Origin of the sequence: Acinetobacter junii (assembly GCF_018336855.1) — a bacterium.
Taxonomy (GTDB): Bacteria; Pseudomonadota; Gammaproteobacteria; order Pseudomonadales; family Moraxellaceae; genus Acinetobacter; species Acinetobacter junii.
In genome coordinates, this window is record NZ_CP059558.1 from 511,239 (window position 1) to 532,942 (window position 21,704).

General features: G+C 39.6%; 21 protein-coding genes. 8 read left to right on the plus strand and 13 right to left on the minus strand.

The window, feature by feature from the left end; translation table 11 throughout:
- Positions 1-106 precede the first annotated feature (106 nt).
- From H2677_RS02480 to H2677_RS02490, 3 genes are all read left to right on the plus strand, one after another.
- Entirely contained in the window at positions 107-484 is a 378-nt protein-coding gene (locus H2677_RS02480) for a cytochrome b562 (RefSeq protein ID WP_004906523.1), read from the plus strand.
- 204 nt (positions 485-688) lie between these two features.
- Positions 689-1,531 carry a methylated-DNA--[protein]-cysteine S-methyltransferase gene (locus H2677_RS02485; protein ID WP_099948082.1) on the plus strand — a complete coding sequence of 281 codons (843 nt, stop codon included), beginning with the start codon at positions 689-691 and terminating at the stop codon, positions 1,529-1,531.
- Positions 1,518-2,126 (plus strand): alpha-ketoglutarate-dependent dioxygenase AlkB family protein, encoded by a 609-nt coding sequence (locus H2677_RS02490; protein ID WP_212639062.1) that lies wholly within the window; start codon positions 1,518-1,520, stop codon positions 2,124-2,126. Before H2677_RS02485 ends, H2677_RS02490 begins: the two co-directional genes overlap by 14 nt.
- A 49-nt stretch (positions 2,127-2,175) precedes the next feature.
- On the opposite strand, the gene secB is transcribed toward H2677_RS02490, so the two are convergent.
- The 4 genes from secB to rsgA form a co-directional block, all read right to left on the minus strand.
- Entirely contained in the window at positions 2,176-2,634 is a 459-nt protein-coding gene (gene secB, locus H2677_RS02495; protein ID WP_004906530.1) for a protein-export chaperone SecB, read from the minus strand.
- Between the two features lie 15 nt (positions 2,635-2,649).
- Positions 2,650-2,910, minus strand: a complete 261-nt coding sequence (gene grxC, locus H2677_RS02500) for a glutaredoxin 3 (protein WP_004774456.1) — start codon at positions 2,908-2,910, stop codon at positions 2,650-2,652.
- A gap of 11 nt (positions 2,911-2,921) precedes the next feature.
- Positions 2,922-3,338 carry a rhodanese-like domain-containing protein gene (locus tag H2677_RS02505; protein WP_004955555.1) on the minus strand — a complete coding sequence of 139 codons (417 nt, stop codon included), beginning with the start codon at positions 3,336-3,338 and terminating at the stop codon, positions 2,922-2,924.
- 95 nt (positions 3,339-3,433) lie between these two features.
- Positions 3,434-4,492: a ribosome small subunit-dependent GTPase A gene (gene rsgA / locus H2677_RS02510; RefSeq protein WP_212639063.1), complete on the minus strand. Its 1,059-nt coding sequence runs from the start codon at positions 4,490-4,492 to the stop codon at positions 3,434-3,436.
- 124 nt (positions 4,493-4,616) lie between these two features.
- Here rsgA and orn point away from each other — a divergent pair, with 124 nt between their 5' ends.
- The 3 genes from orn (at position 4,617) to H2677_RS02525 (ending at position 6,997) form a co-directional block, all read left to right on the plus strand.
- Positions 4,617-5,171 carry an oligoribonuclease gene (orn, locus tag H2677_RS02515; protein ID WP_005403665.1) on the plus strand — a complete coding sequence of 185 codons (555 nt, stop codon included), beginning with the start codon at positions 4,617-4,619 and terminating at the stop codon, positions 5,169-5,171.
- A gap of 146 nt (positions 5,172-5,317) precedes the next feature.
- On the plus strand, positions 5,318-6,052 hold the full coding sequence (locus tag H2677_RS02520; protein ID WP_004906538.1) for a Bax inhibitor-1/YccA family protein: 735 nt from the start codon (positions 5,318-5,320) through the stop codon (positions 6,050-6,052).
- 141 nt (positions 6,053-6,193) lie between these two features.
- Positions 6,194-6,997: an enoyl-ACP reductase FabI gene (locus tag H2677_RS02525; RefSeq protein WP_004955561.1), complete on the plus strand. Its 804-nt coding sequence runs from the start codon at positions 6,194-6,196 to the stop codon at positions 6,995-6,997.
- A 262-nt stretch (positions 6,998-7,259) separates the two neighbouring features.
- On the opposite strand, the gene H2677_RS02530 is transcribed toward H2677_RS02525, so the two are convergent.
- From H2677_RS02530 to H2677_RS02570, 9 genes are all read right to left on the minus strand, one after another.
- Positions 7,260-8,012 carry a DUF2321 domain-containing protein gene (locus H2677_RS02530; protein ID WP_212639064.1) on the minus strand — a complete coding sequence of 251 codons (753 nt, stop codon included), beginning with the start codon at positions 8,010-8,012 and terminating at the stop codon, positions 7,260-7,262.
- A gap of 236 nt (positions 8,013-8,248) precedes the next feature.
- Positions 8,249-9,646, minus strand: a complete 1,398-nt coding sequence (locus H2677_RS02535) for an efflux transporter outer membrane subunit (protein WP_212639065.1) — start codon at positions 9,644-9,646, stop codon at positions 8,249-8,251.
- A gap of 11 nt (positions 9,647-9,657) precedes the next feature.
- Positions 9,658-11,649 (minus strand): MacB family efflux pump subunit, encoded by a 1,992-nt coding sequence (locus tag H2677_RS02540; RefSeq protein ID WP_125299458.1) that lies wholly within the window; start codon positions 11,647-11,649, stop codon positions 9,658-9,660.
- Between the two features lies 1 nt (position 11,650).
- Positions 11,651-12,979 (minus strand): efflux RND transporter periplasmic adaptor subunit, encoded by a 1,329-nt coding sequence (locus H2677_RS02545; protein ID WP_212639066.1) that lies wholly within the window; start codon positions 12,977-12,979, stop codon positions 11,651-11,653.
- A gap of 109 nt (positions 12,980-13,088) precedes the next feature.
- Complete coding sequence (locus tag H2677_RS02550) at positions 13,089-13,919, minus strand: SIR2 family NAD-dependent protein deacylase (protein WP_212639067.1); 831 nt, start codon at positions 13,917-13,919, stop codon at positions 13,089-13,091.
- A gap of 24 nt (positions 13,920-13,943) precedes the next feature.
- The gene (gene holA, locus H2677_RS02555) at positions 13,944-14,939 is read right to left on the minus strand and encodes a DNA polymerase III subunit delta (protein WP_004955573.1); all 996 of its coding nucleotides are present in this window, start codon (positions 14,937-14,939) and stop codon (positions 13,944-13,946) included.
- A gap of 9 nt (positions 14,940-14,948) precedes the next feature.
- A complete protein-coding gene (locus H2677_RS02560; protein WP_004906557.1) occupies positions 14,949-15,458 on the minus strand; it encodes an LPS-assembly lipoprotein LptE in 510 nt (169 codons plus the stop codon).
- A gap of 158 nt (positions 15,459-15,616) precedes the next feature.
- A complete protein-coding gene (leuS, locus tag H2677_RS02565; protein ID WP_212639068.1) occupies positions 15,617-18,241 on the minus strand; it encodes a leucine--tRNA ligase in 2,625 nt (874 codons plus the stop codon).
- Positions 18,242-18,566: 325 nt separating this feature from the next.
- Positions 18,567-18,941 (minus strand): DUF4124 domain-containing protein, encoded by a 375-nt coding sequence (locus H2677_RS02570; RefSeq protein ID WP_125297496.1) that lies wholly within the window; start codon positions 18,939-18,941, stop codon positions 18,567-18,569.
- A gap of 506 nt (positions 18,942-19,447) precedes the next feature.
- Here H2677_RS02570 and H2677_RS02575 point away from each other — a divergent pair.
- Both H2677_RS02575 and ilvN read left to right on the plus strand, forming a co-directional pair.
- Positions 19,448-21,175: an acetolactate synthase 3 large subunit gene (locus H2677_RS02575; RefSeq protein WP_004906563.1), complete on the plus strand. Its 1,728-nt coding sequence runs from the start codon at positions 19,448-19,450 to the stop codon at positions 21,173-21,175.
- Complete coding sequence (gene ilvN / locus H2677_RS02580) at positions 21,172-21,663, plus strand: acetolactate synthase small subunit (protein ID WP_004760770.1); 492 nt, start codon at positions 21,172-21,174, stop codon at positions 21,661-21,663. Before H2677_RS02575 ends, ilvN begins: the two co-directional genes overlap by 4 nt.
- Positions 21,664-21,704: the final 41 nt, after the last annotated feature.

A 21,704-nucleotide genomic window follows, 5' to 3' on the forward strand; every position in this document is an offset into this window, starting at 1 on the left:
TATGTATTCTAAACTTACGTCGTCATCTGACCTACAAGCACAACTGTGTGCGATGTCAGTCTGTACGTGAATTCAATTATAGCCACAGTTTTGATAGGACATCCTGATGATTAAAAAAACTTTAGCCACTGCACTTATGTTGTCATGTTTTAGTTTGAGTAGCCCAGTTTTTGCTGGTGGTTTATCTGATGATATGAAAGTACTCGGTAAAAACTATAAAGCATTCAATCAGGCTGAAAATCCACAGGCGGCAACAGCTGCTTTAAATAATATGCGTGCAGCAGCAGTCCATTCAAAACAGTATAAGTTGGCCTCACATTCAGCTGAAAAAGTTCCGACTTCAACAGCGTTATTTGAGCAAATTATTGTGGAAATTGATAAAGCAAAAGTACTTGTTCAAGCAGGTAAGTTAGACGAAGCAAAAAAACAAGCGAAGAAAATTGCAGATTTACGTGATCAAGGTCATAAGCATTATATGCATTAATTTATTGGGATTTAGATCAATAACTCTAAGCATGTATTGTTAAGTCGAGCCAGTAGTTTAGTGATAAAACTGTACGTATTAAACGTGCAGTTTTTTTATGCGCATTCATTTATATTGAATGAGAACATAAACTGAGCATGATTCGGATTTTCATCAAATTTCTAAATTGATACAGTGAAACGATGCATGATGAGAGCTAATCCTATGTCCTCACAACAACATTATCAGCGTATTGCAGAAGCGATTGCTTATATACAGAATAATTTTCAAAGGCAGCCGCAGCTTGATGAAATAGCAGCACATATTCATCTTAGTCCGGCACATTTTCAGCGCTTGTTTACTGAGTGGGCGGGTACCAGTCCGAAGAAATTTTTACAATATATCAGCATTGAACATGCAAAGAAGGTTCTGAAGCAACAGCAGGGCAGCGTATTTGATGCAACATTTGCTACAGGATTATCGAGTACCAGTCGACTACATGATCTTTTTATTCAAATAGAGGGTATGACACCTGCTGAGTATAAATATGGTGGGCAGCATTTAACGATTCATTATCAGTTTTCTGAAACACCATTTGGTCAGGTGTTGATTGCATCTACTCAGAAAGGCATTTGTACACTTCGATTTGTAGAAAATACAGCTGAAGCATTAGCACATTTAAAAGAGCAATTTCCTCATGCAATGTATATTGAACAAGTTGACGCGTTTCAAGAAGCTGCACTGAAGTTTTTTCGTCAGGATTGGGAACAACTTCCGATGATTAAATTACATCTCAAGGGCACACCCTTTCAATTAAAAGTTTGGCAGAGCTTACTCAAAATTCCAATGGGTCAACTTTCGACTTATGGACAACTTGCCCAAATGATTGATCATCCCAAAGCAGCTCGTGCTGTTGGAACAGCAATTGGTAATAACCCGATTGCATTTTTAATCCCTTGCCATCGCGTGATTCAGTCGACTGGTGCTATCGGTGGATATGAGTGGGGAACAGTTCGTAAAACAGCGATTATTGGTTGGGAGGGTTCGCAAACTCATGCAATTATTTGATATTGAAGCAGATCCAACAGTGAACTATTTACCCTACGAGGGGACTGTTCATTATTATGGTAAAGTTTTAATTAGTTTAGAAGCAGATCACTATTTCGAAATGCTTATGAAGAATATTGCATGGGAAAACGATCAGGCGATTATTTTTGGTCGAAAAATTATAACTAAAAGAAAAGTCGCTTGGTATGGTGATCGAGGCTTCGAATATACGTATTCCAACATTAATAAATATGCTTTGCCTTGGACTATAGAACTGATTGAGTTAAAAGCCTTAGTCGAAAAATTAACAGGTGAAACATTCAATTCTTGCTTGCTCAATCTTTACCATTCTGGAGAAGAGGGAATGGCTTGGCACAGTGATGATGAAATCGATCTCATCAAAAATGGTGCAATTGCTTCTTTAAGCTTTGGAGCGGAACGTAAATTTGCGTTTAAGCATAAACAAACCAAAGAAAAAATTGATGTGTTTTTAGAACATGGTAGTTTATTAGTTATGAAAGATACGACACAGACATATTGGTTACATCGTTTACCGCCAACCAAAAAAATATTTACACCACGGATTAATCTTACCTTTAGAACGATTGTTGAGTAATAAAAAAGGACTGATATTCAGTCCTTTTTTACAGCTATCGCAATAACGATTATGCTTGACCTTGAGCATCTGCATCCGCTTGTAAGCGTTGCATGTTTGCTTCAAATTCTGCATCAAAGTTAATTGGTGTAAGTAACAATTGTGGGAAGCTACCCTTTGTTACTAAATCATTTACCGATTCACGTAAGAACGGGAACAAGATATTTGGGCAGTAAGCACCTAAGATATATGGAAGACGGTCTTCTTCAACGTTATCAACCAAGAAGATACCTGATTGAGTTACATCAACGATAAACGCCGTTTCATTTTCATTTGTTGCTTGAACTACAACTTTTAATGATACTTCGTAATGATTTGGGTCAATTTTTTCTGCAGCAGAAGATAAATTGATATTGAGTTCTGGTTGCCATTGTTTTGTAAATACTTGCGCGCCAGGAACCTCAAAAGAAATATCTTTAGTATAAATACGTTCTAATGCAAGTTGTGGTTGAACTTGTTCTTCGCTCATTGTTTTTCCTTAAAGTTAAGCTAATAATTGGTCGAGTTTACCTTCACGCTCTAAAGCATAAAGTTGATCAAAACCGCCAATGAATTGGTCTTTGATAAAAATTTGAGGCACTGTACGGTGGTTAGTACGTTGCATTAACTCAATACGAACTTCAGGTGCTTCATTTGAAAGATTAATTTCTTTAAAAGCAACGCCTTTACGCTCAAGTAATTGTTTTGCACGTACACAGTATGGGCAAGACAGCGTTGAGTAAATTGTGACGTTTGGAGTTGTCATCTTATTGCTCCTTAAGCTTTGGTTTTACTTTTAACTAAGGGTAAGCCTTGAGCTTTCCAGTTGCTGATACCACCATCTAGACGATAGCTATCTGCATGCGCAACTTTTTGCAATGCTGCACCCGCAACTTGACCTAAGTTACAGATAAATACCAATGGACGATCACTTGCTTTTAATTCATCTACATGACTTGTGATTTGGCTATATGGAATGTTACGGCTACCGCTGATGTGACCATCACGGAAATCTTTAGCATCACGAAGGTCAATCAGCATGGCATTTTTTGCTTTAACCAAAATACCGAGTGATTGCGGTGAAATTTTACGACCATTACGTTGTCCTTCTAAAACAAAGAACAACACGATCAATACGCCGAGCGCACCAAATAAGAAGGGGTGATTCCCCATAAACTCTAACCAGCGTTCCACAAGTCACCTAAAGTTAAAATCAAAATTGATCCTGAGTATAACGTATCTCTATGGTGATCAAAATCCTTAGTTCAAGGGGGAATGATCGAGAAAAGTTAACTTTTTTGTTGTGCTTCTTGAATTTCATCAATGAGGCGTAAATAACTGTCAAGACGGCGCTGTAAGATTTCGCCTTGATCAACTGCTTGTTTCAATGCACAATTTTTCTCATGCGTATGCGTGCAATTACGGAATTGGCAGAGACCAAGATGTGATTCAATTTCAGGAAAACCTGTGCGAACTTTTTCTAAATTTAGATGCCATAGTCCAAACTCACGAATCCCAGGAGAATCAATCAATGCGCCGTTTGATCCAAATTTAATCAGACGTGTTGAAGTCGTGGTGTGTTGACCAAGGGCTGAGTTTTCTGAGATTACATTGGTTTTCTGTGCTGCATTTGGGACGATGGTATTGATCAATGAGCTTTTACCCACACCTGATTGCCCTACAAAAGCCACAGTTTCCTTGTCCAAGCGTTGAGCAAGTTCAGTCAAATCACCTTGTGATTGGCAGATCATGGTTTCATAACCCAATGCTTCATATTCACTGAGTAAATTTAGAATAGGATCATTTTCAGTGAGTAAGTCTGATTTGTTGAGTACCAATAATGCAGGAATATTGGCATCAGCACAGGCAACCAAATAACGATCAATCAATGTTGGTGCAGGTTCTGGCAATGGTGCAAATACAATCACAATCAGACTGATGTTTGCTGCCACAGGCTTAACCTTATGATAGCGGTCAGGGCGAGACAGTAGAGATTGTCTAGGATAGATCGCAGTAATGATTCCTAAACCTGTATTTGGATCTGCTTGCCATTTGACGCGATCACCAGTGACCAATAATTCGAGATTGGTACGAGTATGGCAACGCCAAACACTATCCAATTCAATTGGTTTCCAGAAAGGTTCAGGCTCACCATCTTGAACCTCAGGTTTTTCTGGATGTTGATCAGGTACGGAGAGTGCTTGTACTTCGAGTTGACGACCATAATGCTGAACAACTAGCCCATCCAAATCTTGTGATGTGTCAATGTCGTCTTGACGAGATTTGTGCTGTTTCTCAATACGACGTTGCTGTTGTTCGGTTAAGCGACGTTTACGAATTAAAGCCATTCATGTCCCAAAAAATCCATACATTTAAGACCGCAAAAATAGCATGAAGCCACTATAGAATTACAGCCAAGAAGTAATTAATTTGCTACTATTGATGTTTTTAAGCACTTTAGAATCACGATCTATGAGCAGTACCCCAGATACACGATTAATTTGGATCGACCTAGAAATGACAGGTCTGGATACGGATAACGATAAGATTATTGAAATCGCAACAATTATTACTGATGATAATCTTAATATTCTTGCTGAAGGTCCTGTTTTAGCGGTTCATCAATCAGATTTGATTCTAAACGCAATGGATGAATGGAATACCAAGCAACATGGTCAATCAGGTTTAATTGAACGTGTACGCCGTAGCAAATTGTCTGCGCAAGATGCAGAACAGCAAACACTTGAGTTCTTAAAAAAATGGGTGAATCCAAAATCATCACCAATGTGTGGTAACTCAATTTGCCAAGATCGCCGTTTCTTACACCGCCTGATGCCTGAACTTGAACAGTTCTTCCATTATCGTAATTTAGACGTATCTTCAGTCAAAGAGTTGGCGAAACGCTGGAGACCTGAAATTATGAGTGGCTTAAAGAAAAATGCCTCACATTTGGCGATGGACGATATTCGTGATTCAATTGCTGAATTAAAATATTACCGTGAATATTTTTTTATTATGAATAAATAACTCATGGCTTATCTTTTATAAGGATGCCATTGAAATATAAAAGGAGCTTCGGCTCCTTTTTTTAATGAATGTAAAAAAATATTGGGCAGAATAAAGAAATCGCTTAAACTTGTCCTTTTATTGCTAACTATAAAAAGAGCGTATACATGCAAAGTAATAATCCAATTTTAACTCGTGTTGAAACCTATAGTGACTTGGCTGAGCCCATGACCATTCAAGGAGCGATTCAAAAATCGGTTCTTTTGACTGTGATCGCAGCGGTTCTCGGAATGGCTCTATTTTTCTATTGTGCATTCACAGCAAATCTTTCGATTGCATATGCAGCGGCAATCGTCGGGGCAATTGGCAGTTTTGTTCTAGCTTTGATTACAACATTTAAATCCAATACAGCACCTGCTTTAGCAATTCCATATGCTTTATTTGAAGGTGCATTTTTAGGTGGTATTTCTTTTATTTTCCAACTGAAATTTCCAGGTGTTCCGTTACAAGCTTTACTTGCAACATTTGTGACCACATTAGTTCTATTTGGTTTATATAAATTCCAAATCATTCGTGCAACTGAGAAATTCAAAGCAGTGGTGATCTCAGCATCTATTGCAATAGCTTTGGTATTTGTCGTTCAGATCATCATGAGTTTGGCATTTAGTTCAAGTATTCCTTATATCTTTGAAAGTAACTGGTTAGGTATCGGTTTTGCAGCTTTTGTTGCTGTAATTGCTTCACTGAACTTAATTTTAGATTTTGATTTAATTGAAAGTGCAGCAGCACAACGTGCTCCGAAAGCATTTGAATGGTTGTGTGCAATTGCACTGTTAGCAACTTTGGTATGGATGTATTACTCATTTATGCGTTTGTTGAGTCTGATCCAAGGTGATGACTAACGAATTATTATCTTAAAAAGAAAATCGCCTTCATCTGAGGGCGATTTTTTTATGCAAGTTTGTAAAAAAGATGGATTATGCAATTCCGAAAAATAAGGAATGTTGGCATGATGTGGTGAAAATTTTTCGAGTGAGAATAAGATGTCACAAGGACTTTTAGCTGGTAAACGTTTTTTAATCGCTGGTATTGCAAGCAAATTATCAATTGCATACGGTATCGCTGCTGCATTACATCGTGAAGGTGCGGAGCTTGCGTTTACTTATCCAAATGAAAAGTTGAAAAAACGTGTTGATGATTTTGCAGCACAGTTTGGTTCGAGCTTAGTTTTCCCTTGTGATGTGGCTGTTGATGCAGAAATTGATGGTGCATTTGCTGAGTTAGCAAAACATTGGGACGGTTTAGATGGTGTTGTGCATTCAATCGGTTTTGCACCAGCACATACATTAGATGGTGACTTCACAGATGTGACAGATCGTGATGGTTTCAAAATCGCACATGACATTAGCGCGTATAGCTTTGTTGCGATGGCGCGTGCTGCAAAGCCTTTATTACAAGCACGTCAAGGTTGTTTATTGACTTTGACTTATCAAGGTTCTGAGCGTGTGATGCCAAATTATAACGTGATGGGTATGGCTAAAGCGTCTTTAGAAGCGGGTGTTCGTTATTTAGCACTAAGCTTGGGTAAAGAGGGGATTCGTGTGAATGCGATCTCTGCGGGTCCAATCCGTACATTGGCTGCTTCTGGTATCAAATCATTCCGTAAAATGTTGGATGCCAATGAAAAAATCGCTCCATTACAACGTAATGTAACGATTGAAGAAGTGGGTAATGCAGCATTATTCCTTTGCTCACCGTGGGCTTCAGGTATTACAGGTGAAATCCTTTATGTTGATGGTGGTTTCAATACTGTCGGTATGAGCCAGTCAATGATGGATGATGAATAATTAGATAGATCTAAATTATTAGATAAAGCCGCTTTATAGCGGCTTTGTTTATTATAAGAAACCTAAATTTTAAAAAAACTATATTGCCATGTTAAGTAATATTGTTGAATCAGAAGAGTGCCTAACCTAAAAGTTATTTCAAGATGAATTCTGACTTTTATTAGATTTTAGGCGCCAGTATTGAGAGTGTTGGTTTGATTCATTGAATATTAAGATCAAAGCTTTGTTATTTAACCTTAGTTATTAAGTGATTCAGTTAAAATCAATGTCCTTTGGGAACAATTAGCACTTTGATCTCGAAGTCATCATCCTTTTTATTGAGATCATTTTCAAGCCCACGAGGATTTGAAATCCAGCCATCTGGGTCATATATAAAGCATAAAAGTTTTTTGCAGTCCGGATGTGTTCTATAGCGCTGAGAGTCAATTATTAATTCTTCTCCAACATTTTTTGCTTTGAGAGTTTGTCTTGTCTTCTTAACTTCTATGATAATTTTTTCATCTTTCAGTAAAAAGTCTACACGTGAACACCCACCTGCATAGCTCGGAGTCCACTCCTCTGGTCTAATATCATCGAAGTAAATATGTAGAAGGGAGTGGAGTAAGTCCTGAGCATCATATTCGTCATTGATGTGTAAACTTTCTCGATCACTGTGGCGTGTTTTCAATTGTTTTGCTACTAGGTGAAAACGTGAACAAATTAGTTCAACAAGGCTAAAATAATCAATTTCTGATTTCTCTGTATGTTTTTTTGCTAACTTTAATTTGGCTGACGTCCAAGGGAACGTAGAGCCACAATTTTCACAATGGCTAGGAACGGGTGTTTTGAAGCCTACGGCGAAAACACCTTCGACATGATAATCTCCTTTTATTTCATGGTTGCAACTAGCACATTTATATATGGTTTGTGCTCCGCACTGAGGGCAAAATTTTCTACGGAACTCTGGTGAACGGTAGTAACTGTCAGTAATCTGATGTCCGTTTAAACACACTTGCTGAGTGTCATGTTGTCCCACTATATTCACCTTATAGATTTAGAGATTTTTAGTTATGGTAATACTATTCATCTGTAGTATTACTAAAGTAAAAATTACATATAAATAATTGGATTTTATTTGAATGTGTTTTGGTCAATATATAAAAAATTGATATTTGTATCAATATAAAACAATCCAAAATTAATTAAACTTATTAGCTCATTAAAAATGAGCCAAAAACTGTAAGTGAGTAAACAATAGCAACTCGTGTGTTATTACTCAGGTAGTTCTTTCACAGGACTTCCACCTAGTGCTTGCATTAAGGTCACATAAGCATTGTATTGACTCTGCTTGGTTTCAACTAAGCTGAGTCGTGCATTACGTGTAGTCTCTTGCGCATCTAGTAAGTTCTTTAAGGCGATTGCACCATTGCGATAACGCACTTCAGTGAGTCGCTCAGTTTTATCTGCTAATTCAAGATTGCGTTGTTGCAATTGCACCTGTTGATCCAGTTGAGTTCGATTCGACAAGGCATTTTCTACATCAGCGAATGCTTGGTATAGCGTTTGGCGATATTGAGTAATTGCTTTCTCATATTCAAGATCACTAATCGCAATATCTTTCTTCATATCATTATATTGAAGAAAGGGTAGGCTTAAACTCGCACCTAAAGTGAGTGCAGGATTCTTCAAAAGTTGTGTCAGCGATGTACTCGAAGCACCTAAATTACCTGTGAGATTAATCGAAGGGTAGTAACTGGCTTTGGTTGCATCCTTATTCGATAGTGTTTTACGTAGACGTAATTCTGAAGCTTGTAAATCTGGGCGACGCGACAAAATATCCGCAGGTAGCCCCACAGCGATATTCGGCAGAGCATTTCTTGGGAGCTGTTTCGGTTCTTGAATACTCAGTTGCTGTACAGGCATATGTAGCAATACTGCAATGGCTGTACGTGTTTCTACACGTTGTTGTTCAATCTGACTCAAACTGGCTTTTTGGCTTTGAACCGATTGTTCTGCTTGAGTTAAATCTAAACCTGAAACCGCACCTGCTTTGTATTGTGATTGCACTAATTCATAAATTTTCTGTGTAGAGGCTAAATTCTGTTGGATGGTGTTATATCGCTCATTTAAATAACCCAATTGCCAATATAGTTTGGCTGTGGTGGCAACTAAACTTTGTGCGGTTGCTTGTAAGTCCTGTGCGCTTGCAAGAGCTTCCCAACGACTGGCTTCTGTTTGATTGGCAAGTTTACCAAATAAATCTAACTCATAACTGACACCCACACTGGTCGATAAACCACGATCAGTGCCATTTCCTGAGCGTAGATCATAGTTATGACCTGTTGACACACTTGAACTGGTACGAATGCCTTGTTGGTTTTCAGCCAAGCCAGCTTGTAAGCGGGCTTGTTTCAGTGTGATACCAGCAACAATAAGATCACTGTTTTTAGCGAGAACTTGTTCAACCAACTGATTGAGCTGAGCATCATTAAAGAGTGTCCACCATTGATCGCTCAGATTTACATTTTTATTCTTTTGCACATCATATTGGAACTGTTGAGGAACTTGTACGGATGGCGAGTTGTATGATGTTTTAACAACAGCAGAGCAGCCAGCTAAAGAACCTGTGAGTGCCAGTGCTAATCCTAATTTTTTAAAATGAAAAGACATACTCAAATTCCTTATTCTCTTGCTAGTGCTGCAACTGGATCGAGTTGCGCCGCATTTCGTGCTGGTAAGAAACCAAAAACGATACCAATCAGACTCGAACATACAAAGGCTGCAACAATGGATGTCGTTGAATAGCTCATCTCAATAATGCCTTTGGCAAAGTGTCCGATAATTTGTCCAATCCCAAGTGAAAGCAATACACCTAGCACGCCCCCCAGTAAGCAAACCAAAATCGCTTCGATCAAGAACTGCTGCAAAATATCACTTTGTCGAGCACCCACCGCCATTCGGACACCAATTTCTTGGGTACGTTCGGTGACTGAAACCAACATAATATTCATGACCCCAATACCACCCACGACCAGTGAAATGACAGCAATTGCTGAAATTAACAATGTCATCGTGGCTGTGGTTTGCTCGATCGTTTCACGAATACTATCGGAGTTTTGGGTAAACACATCCTGAGCACCATGACGTTGTTCAAGTAAGGTCAGGATTGCATTTTCAGCAGCACTACTTGGATATTCATCCTTGATTCGCACGATGATGCTACGCACATTAGACTGACCAAGCATTCGACTCATTACCGTTGAATAGGGAAGATATACATTCAAGCTGTCGGAACTACCCATGAAACCTTGTTGCGCATCTATGACACCAATCACTCGACTCGGTACACTGCCCAATAAGATCACTTGACCGACTGGATTAGTACCATCAGAGAAAAAGGTTTTCTCGGTATTCGTATCAATGACCACATCCTGTGCGCGTTGGGTCACACTGCCTTTATCAAAAGGTTGCCCCGATTTAAAAGTCATACCGCGCACATAGAAGAAATCCGAACTTACACCATTGACGGTTGCAGATGCTTCAGTTTCTTTAAAACGTAAGGTCACACTTGTATTAACAGAAGGACTGACTCCATCAACATAAGGTTGTTCTGAAAGTGCATCTGCATCCGCAGGTACAAGTGTTTTGGTTTGTGAGGCTCGTGAGTTATCACCGAATCCTCGTCCTTGGTACACAGTAATGGTATTCGTACCGAGACTGCTAATATTTTCAAGAATTTGCTTCTGAGACCCATTACCCAATGCAACCACTGAAACTACAGATGCAATTCCGATAATAATCCCGAGCATGGTCAAAAAGGTACGCATTCGATGGGCATTCATCGCCAGCAATGCCATACGGAATGCTTCGCCTAAGCGATCAAAGAAAGATCGCCAAGCTGAGGTTTTCTTTTGCGGTGAGCGTTGTAGTGTCTGACGTTCTAAATCAGGATCATCATTTTCAGGTGTATTAGCACGATCTGAAATAATATTACCATCACTGATTTCAATAATACGGGTCGCATTTTTTGCTACATTGAGATCATGTGTCACTAAGATGATGGTATGACCTTTAGCATTGAGTTCACGCAAAATACGCATGACTTCAATACCGCTATTCTTATCCAATGCTCCTGTTGGCTCATCGGCAAGAATCACGTCACCGCCGTTCATTAATGCACGTGCGATCGAAACGCGTTGCTGTTGACCACCTGAAAGTTGACTTGGACGATGATGTAGACGCTCCTCTAAGCCAAGTTCAGAGAGCAATTCAGCCGAACGTTCCTGACGAAGATGACTATCGACACCTGCATAAATTGCAGGGACTTCAACGTTACCAGATGCACTCAAATCACCGAGTAAGTGATAACGCTGGAAAATAAAACCAAAATATTCTCGGCGTAATTGGGCAAGTTCATCAGGTTCAAGTTGACGTGTTTCACGTCCGTTGACCAAATAACTACCTGAACTAGGTTTGTCTAAACACCCTAAAATATTCATGAGTGTGGATTTACCTGATCCAGATTGCCCAACAATGGCAACCAATTCACCCGCATAAATTTTTAAATCAATGCCTTTGAGGATTTGGACTGTACCTTCACCTGCAGGGAATTCCCGAGTCAGGTTGCTGACTTCAAGTAGCGGCTGTGACGAATGCGTTTGATTTTGAGTCATATTACATTCTCATTGCACGTTGGTTACTGCGTTTTGCTGCTTCATTTGAGTTGTCAGAAGCATCTGCAATCACAACTTGGTCACCTTGTTTGAGTCCTTTCAATACTTGCGCCGTTACACGGTTATTGAGTCCGATCAACACTTGTTGTGGTTGAGCGCTACCATCAGCCTGTAAAACACGAACCATTCCTGTTGATGCTTTTCCTTGAGTAATTAGATTCTGTTCTTGAGCTGTTAACTCCAAACGTTTTGGACGCTGAACCTCATTATTGGTATTACTCTCAGTTTTATCGACTGGGGTCTTGGCAGTATTTTTCGTATTAGATCGTTTTGCTTGAATCGCAGCTGCTGGGATTGTTAATGTATTTTTAGCTTCAGCCAACACAATATAGACTTGAGCAGTCATATCAATGCGCAGTTTGCCATCTTCATTTGGTACGTCAAAAAGCGCGTTGTAATAGACCGCAGAGCTTGATGAAGAAGAGTTCGTGCTCGTAGTTTCAGTATTGATTGAATCTGGAGCAGGCTCTACTTGACGCAAAGTCGCATAATGTTTTTTCTCGCTATTTCCTAAGGTGGTGAAATAAACGGTTTGACCTTTCTCAACTTTCATCACATCTGCTTCTGAAATCTGAGCTTTAATGGTCATCGTGTCGAGAGTTGCAAGTTTTACAATAGTTGGAGCCGTTTGATTCGCATTTACCGTTTGACCTTCTTCAGTCACGATTGCCACGATAGTTCCATTCATAGGTGCAACAATACGGGTATATCCGAGGTCTTCTTTCGCTGTTGCTAGAGTTAAGCGAGATTGTTCAATTTGAGCATTAATCGCAGCTATTTGTGCCTGAGCTGTTTTATAGTTTGCTAATGCTGTTTCAAGTTCTGCACGTGATGTTGCATCTTGGCTATACATCGCTTGTTGGCGTTTGTATTCAGCTTCAACTTTTGCCAAATTGGCTTGTTGAACGGCAAGCTGGGCTTGTTGATTTTTAATACTTGCTTCAGCCGTTTTTAAATCATTTTCTTGACGAATCGAATCAATCTGAGCAATCAACTGACCTTGTTTAACTTGATCACCCAATTGCACGTACATTTTTTTCACTTGACCTGAAACCTGTGCACCCACACTCACCATTTTGGTGGCTTCCAATACACCTGTCGCTAAAACAGAATCTTCAATATCGCCACGCGAAACTTCAGCACTAATATATTGTGGAGCTTCGGCTTTAGGTTTAAAGAACATCCAACCTAGTGCTGCGATGATCAATACACCGAGAGCGATCAATATTATTTTGCGAGGTTGAGTTTTTTTAGAGCTTGTTTTTGGCATGGTCACGAGGTCAAAATGAAGAAAATAAACTTAGTATAAAAGTGAAATAAGGATAAAGCGTGGATATTTTTAATCTAGAATGAGAATTATTTACTATTTGACTGTGATGCTATGTCGTGGAAATGTCATATATTATTTGAATACCATGTGCAGCATTCATGGCAAGAGCGATTCCACCTGTTTTGGGTAAAGCATAATCACGAGGATTAATACGAATCAGAGAGGGCGCAAATCGTTCACTGAAATAGCGTACTGTTGGAATAGCTGTACCTGCACCAATCTCTATAACAAGTGGTTGTTTATATTGATTTATAAAGGATTCTAAACGATTTCGTTGCTGTGTTTGTCGCTGAGCAATCCACTCGTAGTCATCAAACATTAAGATATTAGGACGTGCCAAACCGCCACAATGTTTACAGTGAGGGAGGTCATCTAACCATTGGCAATTTAGATGGTCGATTTCAGGCGAGATGTCATCTGCTGACCAAATTTCTGAAGTACAACTAGCTAAGCATTGTAAATGATGAATTGAACCATGACATTCATAAATCTGCTTTGGACTAAAGCCTGCCTTTTGAAATTGCCCGTCGACGTTAGAAGTGAATATAAAATAAGGTAGTGCTAATTTCTCTGCCAATTGATTGAGTAATTCAAAACCTATATGGGGTTGAGTCTCACGATAGAGTGCTAAACGATGTCCGTAAAAGCCCCAAGCTAAACGTGGATGGCGATGAAAAGCGGCTGGATTGGCGATTTCTGTAAAATCAATTCGTTGTTTGCCTAGTTCAGGATAGGCTTGCCACATACCGTGATTACCACGAAAATCAGGTAGCCCAGAGTCAACACCCATGCCAGCACCTGCGCTGATAATAAGAGCATCAGCACGCGAAAGTATATCTTTGATTTGTTCTTTCTGGATTGTGGTTAAATCCAATGACATAAAGTCATCCTTTTTTATTTATCTTTAAGAAAAGCTTGGAAATAAAGTTGTACCACACAGTTCACTGATTGCTTGAAGCATCAGATGTTCTGAGTTTTCTTTAGACATTCCTTTAATTGCAGCATCAATTGCTAATAAAAGTTCAGGCCATTTTAAAAACTGACGAGGGTTTAAGCGGCGTAATGCTTGCTGATAAAGCGAAACTTTAGTTTTCCAAATCCCTAATTGCAATGCATTCTGTGGCTGCTCAAAAAGTTGCATGAGTAGACGCATTTCTTTGCTGAGTGTCCATAAGATCAAGCTATCTGGTTCGCCAGCAGCAAGAAGATACTGATAGATTTTAACGGATTGAGCTAAATTTCCTGTTAATAATGCATCACTTAAATCATAGGTGGTATAGCGTGATTGATCTTGTAAACAAGCGTAGAGTTGTTCAATCTGGATTTGTTTGATATCGGGAAAGGTATCCGCAACACGCATTAAACTGTTTTTGGCTGCCAGTAGGTTATGTTCATGATGCTGCATCAGCCATTGCCATGCATCATTATTCAATTGGATTCCGAGTTTATCGGCTTCAATACTTAATATACGTTGTCGGTCTTGTGGATAGGTTGCTGTTAAGGGAACTACAACACCATTTGCTTCAACCACCTGAAAGAAAGCGGACTTTAAACTACTACTATCTTGTTTCGGTAATACGATAAGTAATAAGTTATGTTCATTGTGCTGAATATAACTTTTGAGCTGTTTTAGCCCATTGGCATCGGGTTTGATATTGCCATGGACTTCAATTGCGAGTTGTTGAGAAAATAATGACAGGCTATTCAATGCATTAAAGACATTTTTCCAGTCATTCACACTGCTAATATCATAGCGTTGACGTTCAACTTCTTGTTGTTGCCACGCTTTACGAAATGTATCGAGTAGATTTTGTTCTAGCAAAGGCTCTTGCCCATGGATGATCCATGCACCACGGGCTTCATTTACACGTTTTAAAGCTTGAACATAATCTAATTTCATAAATTGCGATTACGACTGTGCTTTCGGTAAACGATTTGCTGCAATTTGACGTGTAATCTGTTGAGCCACATCATCAATTACAATCTTATTTAAATAAGCTTCTTGTTGATTGTCGGTGTTGACCGTTGCGACATCATATTGATAACTACGTGATGCAGTTAATGTGCGAGGTTCAGTAATTTTATTGCCTTGACGATCTTCAATTTGGAAAGTCACAGTTAGACGAAGCAAGACTTCAGTTAATTTTCCATTCAATAATTGACGGCGAGGCGTGTAGTCTAAAATGCGCAGTACATAAGCATCGTTCGCATTGCTCAGTTGTACACCTGTTGCACTCAAGTAAATGCTCAGACGATTTTCAAGCTCATCGGTATTGTCAGGTAAAACAAGATTTAATTTGTTATATACCAAAGGCGTTGCCGTTGGATTACTTCCTTTCAAATGGAAACCGCAACTGGCTAAGCCTGCACTTAGGCCTAATGTTAAAACAATCGCAGCGAAACGTTGAGCTATATGCATGCTTTGTCCTTATGATCTTCCAGCAAATATGGAAGATTTAATCTTGATAATTTGGCCACATTTTAGAATCAAAGCCCGTTGAATGACAGCGGGCTTTGATGAGGTTTTGTTTCGATAAAGTTCACTCTCCCACTAGGAGAGGGAGTTTAAACAGAAAATTAAACCACTAAATTCACAAGTTTATTTGGTACAACAATTTCTTTCTTGGTTGGTCCAGTTAAGAATTGTTGAACTTCTGGTAAAGCTTTTGCTAAAGCCAATAAATCATCTTTTGAAATATCGACAGCGACATCTAACTTACCACGGAGTTTACCATTCACTTGTACAACAATCGTTTGTGTATTACGTGTTAATGCTGATTCATCCACTTGCGGGAAGGCAGCAGCTGTTAAGTCGATACCAAACTGAGTCAATAAAGTTTGACTGAGATGCGGTGCAAATGGAGCAAGTAAGGTTAACAAAGTGGTAATTGCTTCGCGTGCTACAGCAGCATCATTATCATCTTTTGCTTCAAACTTGTTAGTTGCATTCAGCAACTCCATCAATGCTGCAATCGCAGTATTGAATGCATGGCGACGTTCGATGTCATCACCCACTTTTTGGATGGTTTCATGCGTTTTGCGACGTAAATCTTGTGCATCTTTAGACAAGTTCGCAGTATCAATCGTCGTTGTTTGGTTGCCTGTTTCCAAGAAACCAGCAGCTAAACGCCATACGCGTTTTAAGAAGCGGTTCGCACCTTCGACACCTGCATCTGACCATTCTAAAGATTGATCTGGTGGTGCAGCAAACATCATGAATACACGTGCTGTATCTGCACCGTACTGATCAATAATTGCTTGTGGGTCGATCCCGTTGTTTTTCGACTTAGACATTTTCTCTTGTCCGCCGATGATAACTTCTTGACCATCACCTGAGTATTTTGCAGAAAGAATACGACCTTTCTCATCACGTTCTAATTCGATGTCAGCAGGATTAAACCAAGTCTTCTTACCATTCTCAGCTTCACGATAGAAGGTATCAGCTAACACCATGCCTTGAGTAAGCAAGTTGGTAAATGGTTCGTTACCTTGTACTACACCTTCATCACGCATTAATTTGTGGAAGAAGCGTGCATAAAGTAAATGCAGAATTGCATGCTCAACACCACCGATGTATTGGTTTACAGGGAGCCAGTTTTGAGCAGCTTCTGGTTTTACCATACCACCTGTAAAGTCAGGAGATGCATAGCGCGCATAGTACCAAGATGATTCTACGAAAGTATCCAAGGTATCTGTTTCACGGCGTGCATCGCCATCACAGCAAGGACATTTAGTTTCATAGAATTCAGGCATTTTATTTAATGGGTTACCAGAACCATCTGGAACCACATCAGTTGGTAATACCACTGGCAATTGATCTTCTGGCACTGGGACTTGACCACAAGTGTTACAGTTAATCATTGGAATTGGACAACCCCAGTAACGTTGACGAGATACCCCCCAGTCACGTAAACGGAATTGAACCTTAGCATTTGCTAAGTTCTGTGGTTCTAATTTTGCAAGGAAAGCATCAAACGCGGCTTGGAAATCTAAACCGTCGAAGTCGCCTGAATTTACGAGTTTACCTTCTTTAGAGCCATACCATTCTTGCCATTCAGTTGCAGAGTAGTCTGCATCATCAGCACCTTTGGCATCGATCACTTGTTTGATTGGTAAATTAAACTTGTTGGCAAATTCAAAATCACGTTCGTCATGTGCTGGCACAGCCATCACAGCACCCGAACCGTATGACATTAATACGTAGTTTGCGATCCAAACAGGAAGTTCATCACCAGTTACAGGATGTTTTACGAATAAACCTGTTGCCATGCCTTTCTTTTCGGCAGTCGCTAAATCAGCTTCAGCCACTGATCCCATACGACATTCTTCGATAAATGCAGCCAATTCAGGATTGTTTTCCGCTGCTTTAAGCGCAAGAGGGTGCTCTGCTGCAACAGCAACATAAGTCACACCCATTAAGGTATCAGCACGTGTTGTGTAAACGGTTAAGCCATCTGCATAAATTTCTGTATTTGCAGAAGGGAAAGTGATTTCCATACCCGTAGAGCGGCCGATCCAATTGCGTTGCATGGTCAACACTTGTTGTGGCCAACCATCTTGCAAGGTGTCTAAATCATCTAATAATTCTTGTGCATAGTCTGTGATGCGGAAGTAATACATTGGAATATCGCGTTTTTCTACCAATGCACCAGAGCGCCAGCCACGACCATTTTCAACTTGTTCGTTTGCTAAAACAGTTTGGTCAACTGGGTCCCAGTTTACTGTTGAGAGCTTACGATAAATCAAACCTTTTTTATAAAGCTGAACGAATAACCATTGTTCCCAGTGATAGTATTCTGGTGTACAGGTTGCAAATTCACGATCCCAGTCCACAGACAAACCCAATTTTTTTAATTGGTCACGCATATATGCGATATTTTCAAATGTCCATTTTGCTGGTGCAACTTGATGAGCGATCGCTGCATTTTCAGCAGGTAAACCAAATGCATCCCAACCCATTGGTTGTAATACCGTTTCACCTTTTAGACGGTAAAAACGGCTGATCACGTCACCAATGGTGTAGTTACGCACATGCCCCATATGCAGTTTGCCACTTGGGTAAGGGAACATCGACAGGATATAGCGATGTTTGCCCTCTACAGTGTCTGCAACTTTAAAAACTTTGCGATTGTCCCAGTCTTGTTGAACTTGAGGCTCAATGGCACTTGCTTGATATTCGGAGTCAATGTGAGAAGTCGTCATAGGGATATGCGATACAACAAAAATTAAAGTTAAGATTGCCGCACAGCATAGCGCAAAATAGGGGCGAATGTCAGTTTTTAGAGCAAGATTTTATCTTCTGGCTATTGAGTATCAGTGGTTCTATTTTAGTGCTTTTATCGATTTGATGTTCTTGGATTGGTTAATTTCTCCGTCTTCTTTGATTAGCTACTTCACTTTTTCGTTTGGTGCACTAAATATTACTATGACTAGATGAAAGATGTTTTTCATAGGGAAATAAGATTAGTCGTTTTATAGATGAATTAAGGTGATGTCTTATTTCATCACCTTAATCGAATTTTATTATTTAAAGTTTTGGCTGAACTTTTACACCTGAATTCGAAGATACATTTGGTGCTTCTACTGTTGGAACAGGCTTAGAATTATCGGTAGGCATATTCGTAGTCGATGAATTGTTTTGTTGATTTATATCGCTTTGTGGCGTTTGAGTTGCTTGTGTTGTTGTACTAGTTGGATTGCTGGAACTGTAGTTGTGGCTACCATAGGTTGTGACTTTATCTAAACGTTTTGCACCTTTTGGAGGTGGAGTGGCTGTGTAATGAGTGGAGCCACTAGCGTCGACCCATTTGTAATATTGCTGTGCATGGTTTTGACTAGAACTTAGAAGCATAACTGTCGCTGCTAAAGTATATAAGCTTGTTTTTAAATGATTTGATGTCATATTTGATCTCCCCAAGAGAATTTTGTCTACATTCGATCAAAGTGCTTTTATGCGTGAATAACAATGCCTATTTTTACTGAAAAAGAAAATAGTTATTTGATAAATGGGGTGGTGCAACATTCAAAAAATGCGTGAATAGTGCTTAAAAAAGCAACAGCTAAAAAATATTCTTAAAAAACCTTTTCTTTGTTATTGACTTTGTATATGAAAGCAACAAAAATGCATGCTTTAGTTTTATATGCGTTTATTTGATCACCCTTCGGATAAATGTCATGGCTTGCAATGGACATTCTTTCTAGCCGAGAGAATGATTTTTTGAAATATGTTTATCCCAACATATTTTGATTCGAGATGTAATAACAGCTTATACGGCTGATGAGTCAGAAAATTTTTCCTATTGCAGCAAAAACGAGTAGAATACGCACACTTATAAAAAGTGCATAAAGTTAATGAATGAACACAGTTTATGTCTCCCATAAATTGTGCAAACACTAGGGTGAATCACGTTGGAACTTTTATCTGGTGGTGAAATGCTCGTTCGTGCGCTTGCGGACGAAGGCGTAGAGCATGTTTTTGGTTATCCAGGCGGCGCAGTTTTACATATCTATGACGCGCTATTTCAACAAGACAAAATTAATCATTACCTTGTACGTCATGAGCAAGCTGCTGGTCATATGGCAGATGCATACTCACGCGTAACGGGTAAAACAGGTGTGGTGCTCGTCACTTCAGGACCTGGTGCAACAAACACAGTTACTCCAATTGCAACGGCATATATGGACTCAATCCCAATGGTGATTTTGTCTGGTCAAGTTGCGACTCATTTAATTGGAGAAGATGCATTCCAAGAAACAGATATGGTTGGTATTTCTCGTCCAATTGTAAAACATAGTTTCCAAGTGCGTCATGCTAGTGAAATTCCAGCAATTATCAAAAAAGCATTCTATATCGCTTCATCTGGTCGTCCAGGTCCAGTTGTTGTTGATATTCCTAAAGATGCGACCAACCCAGCAGAGAAATTTGCTTACGAATATCCAGAAAAAGTGAAAATGCGCTCTTATCAACCGCCTTCACGTGGACATTCAGGTCAGATTCGTAAAGCAATTGATGAATTAATTACTGCTAAACGCCCAGTTATTTATACTGGTGGTGGTGTTGTTCAAGGTAATGCTTCTGAATTATTAACAGAACTTGCGCATTTACTTGGCTACCCAGTAACAAATACTTTAATGGGTTTAGGTGCTTTCCCTGGCGATGATCCACAATTTGTGGGTATGTTGGGTATGCATGGAACTTATGAAGCAAATATGACGATGCACAATGCAGATGTCATTTTGGCAATTGGTGCGCGTTTTGATGACCGTGTAACCAATAACCCAGCTAAGTTCTGTCAAAATGCTAAAGTCATTCATATTGATATTGACCCAGCAACAATTTCGAAGACGATTATGGCACATATCCCGATTGTGGGTGCTGTTGAGCCTGTCCTTCAAGAAATGTTGGCTCAGTTGAAACAAATGAATGTGTCAAAGCCAAACCCAGAAGCTATTGCTGAATGGTGGTCACAAATCAATGAGTGGCGCAAAGTCCACGGTTTGAAATATGAAACACCAACTGATGGTTCAATGAAACCACAGCAAGTGGTTAAAGCTTTGTGCAAAGTTACAAATGGTGAAGCGATTATCACGTCTGACGTGGGTCAACATCAAATGTTTGGTGCTTTGTATTATACGTATAAGCGTCCACGTCAATGGATCAACTCTGGTGGTCTAGGTACCATGGGTGTTGGTTTACCATATGCGATGGCAGCTAAACTTGCTTTCCCAGATCAGCAAGTGGTTTGTATTACTGGTGAAGCATCGATTCAGATGTGTATCCAAGAGTTATCAACATGTAAGCAGTATGGCTTAAATGTGAAAATTCTTTGCTTAAATAACCAAGCTCTAGGCATGGTTAAACAATGGCAAGATATGAACTATGAAGGACGTCATTCAAGTTCATACGTTGACTCATTACCTGACTTTGCCAAGTTAATGGAAGCTTACGGTCACGTTGGTATTCAAATTGACCACGCAGATGAGCTTGAATCTAAGCTTGCAGAAGCGATGGCGATTAATGATAAATGTGTGTTCATTAATGTCATGGTTGACCGTACTGAGCATGTGTATCCAATGCTTATTGCAGGCCAGTCGATGAAAGATATGTGGTTAGGTAAAGGGGAGCGCACGGCATGAGACACATTATCTCTGTACTTGTAGAAAATGAAGCAGGCGCGCTTTCTCGTTTGGTCGGTTTATTCTCTCAACGTGGTTACAACATTGAGACTTTAAACGTTGCTCCAACTGAAGATGAAACTTTATCTCGTTTGACGCTGACAACTTATGGTGATGATCACAAAATTGAGCAGATCACAAAACAACTGAATAAATTAGTTGAAGTGGTTAAGGTGGTTGATTTGTCAGAAGGCGCACATATTGAGCGCGAGCTTATGTTGATTAAAGTGAAAGCTTTAGGTGCAGCTCGTGCGGAAATTAAGCGTACAGCTGATATTTTCCGTGCTCAAATCGTTGACGTAACACCGACGACTTATACGATTCAAATTGCTGGTACGACTGATAAGATCGATGGTTTTATTGATGCACTTGCTGAGAATACGATTCTAGAAGTTGTACGTTCTGGTGTGTCAGGCATCGCACGTGGTGAAAAAGTTTTAAGTATTTAACGCTTCCCCAATTCTGCATATAGAAATGGAAGAATTGGGAA

Coding starts and splice junctions, on each gene's coding strand:
- H2677_RS02480 (WP_004906523.1), top strand. CDS start 107: ATGATTAAAAAAACTTTAGCCACTGCACTTATGTTGTCATGTTTTAGT.
- H2677_RS02485 (WP_099948082.1), top strand. CDS start 689: ATGTCCTCACAACAACATTATCAGCGTATTGCAGAAGCGATTGCTTAT.
- H2677_RS02490 (WP_212639062.1), top strand. CDS start 1,518: ATGCAATTATTTGATATTGAAGCAGATCCAACAGTGAACTATTTACCC.
- secB (WP_004906530.1), bottom strand. CDS start 2,634: ATGAGCGAAGAACAAGTTCAACCACAACTTGCATTAGAACGTATTTAT.
- grxC (WP_004774456.1), bottom strand. CDS start 2,910: ATGACAACTCCAAACGTCACAATTTACTCAACGCTGTCTTGCCCATAC.
- rsgA (WP_212639063.1), bottom strand. CDS start 4,492: ATGGCTTTAATTCGTAAACGTCGCTTAACCGAACAACAGCAACGTCGT.
- orn (WP_005403665.1), top strand. CDS start 4,617: ATGAGCAGTACCCCAGATACACGATTAATTTGGATCGACCTAGAAATG.
- H2677_RS02520 (WP_004906538.1), top strand. CDS start 5,318: ATGCAAAGTAATAATCCAATTTTAACTCGTGTTGAAACCTATAGTGAC.
- H2677_RS02525 (WP_004955561.1), top strand. CDS start 6,194: ATGTCACAAGGACTTTTAGCTGGTAAACGTTTTTTAATCGCTGGTATT.
- H2677_RS02535 (WP_212639065.1), bottom strand. CDS start 9,646: ATGTCTTTTCATTTTAAAAAATTAGGATTAGCACTGGCACTCACAGGT.
- H2677_RS02540 (WP_125299458.1), bottom strand. CDS start 11,649: ATGACTCAAAATCAAACGCATTCGTCACAGCCGCTACTTGAAGTCAGC.
- H2677_RS02545 (WP_212639066.1), bottom strand. CDS start 12,979: ATGCCAAAAACAAGCTCTAAAAAAACTCAACCTCGCAAAATAATATTG.
- H2677_RS02550 (WP_212639067.1), bottom strand. CDS start 13,919: ATGTCATTGGATTTAACCACAATCCAGAAAGAACAAATCAAAGATATA.
- holA (WP_004955573.1), bottom strand. CDS start 14,939: ATGAAATTAGATTATGTTCAAGCTTTAAAACGTGTAAATGAAGCCCGT.
- H2677_RS02560 (WP_004906557.1), bottom strand. CDS start 15,458: ATGCATATAGCTCAACGTTTCGCTGCGATTGTTTTAACATTAGGCCTA.
- leuS (WP_212639068.1), bottom strand. CDS start 18,241: ATGACGACTTCTCACATTGACTCCGAATATCAAGCAAGTGCCATTGAG.
- H2677_RS02570 (WP_125297496.1), bottom strand. CDS start 18,941: ATGACATCAAATCATTTAAAAACAAGCTTATATACTTTAGCAGCGACA.
- ilvN (WP_004760770.1), top strand. CDS start 21,172: ATGAGACACATTATCTCTGTACTTGTAGAAAATGAAGCAGGCGCGCTT.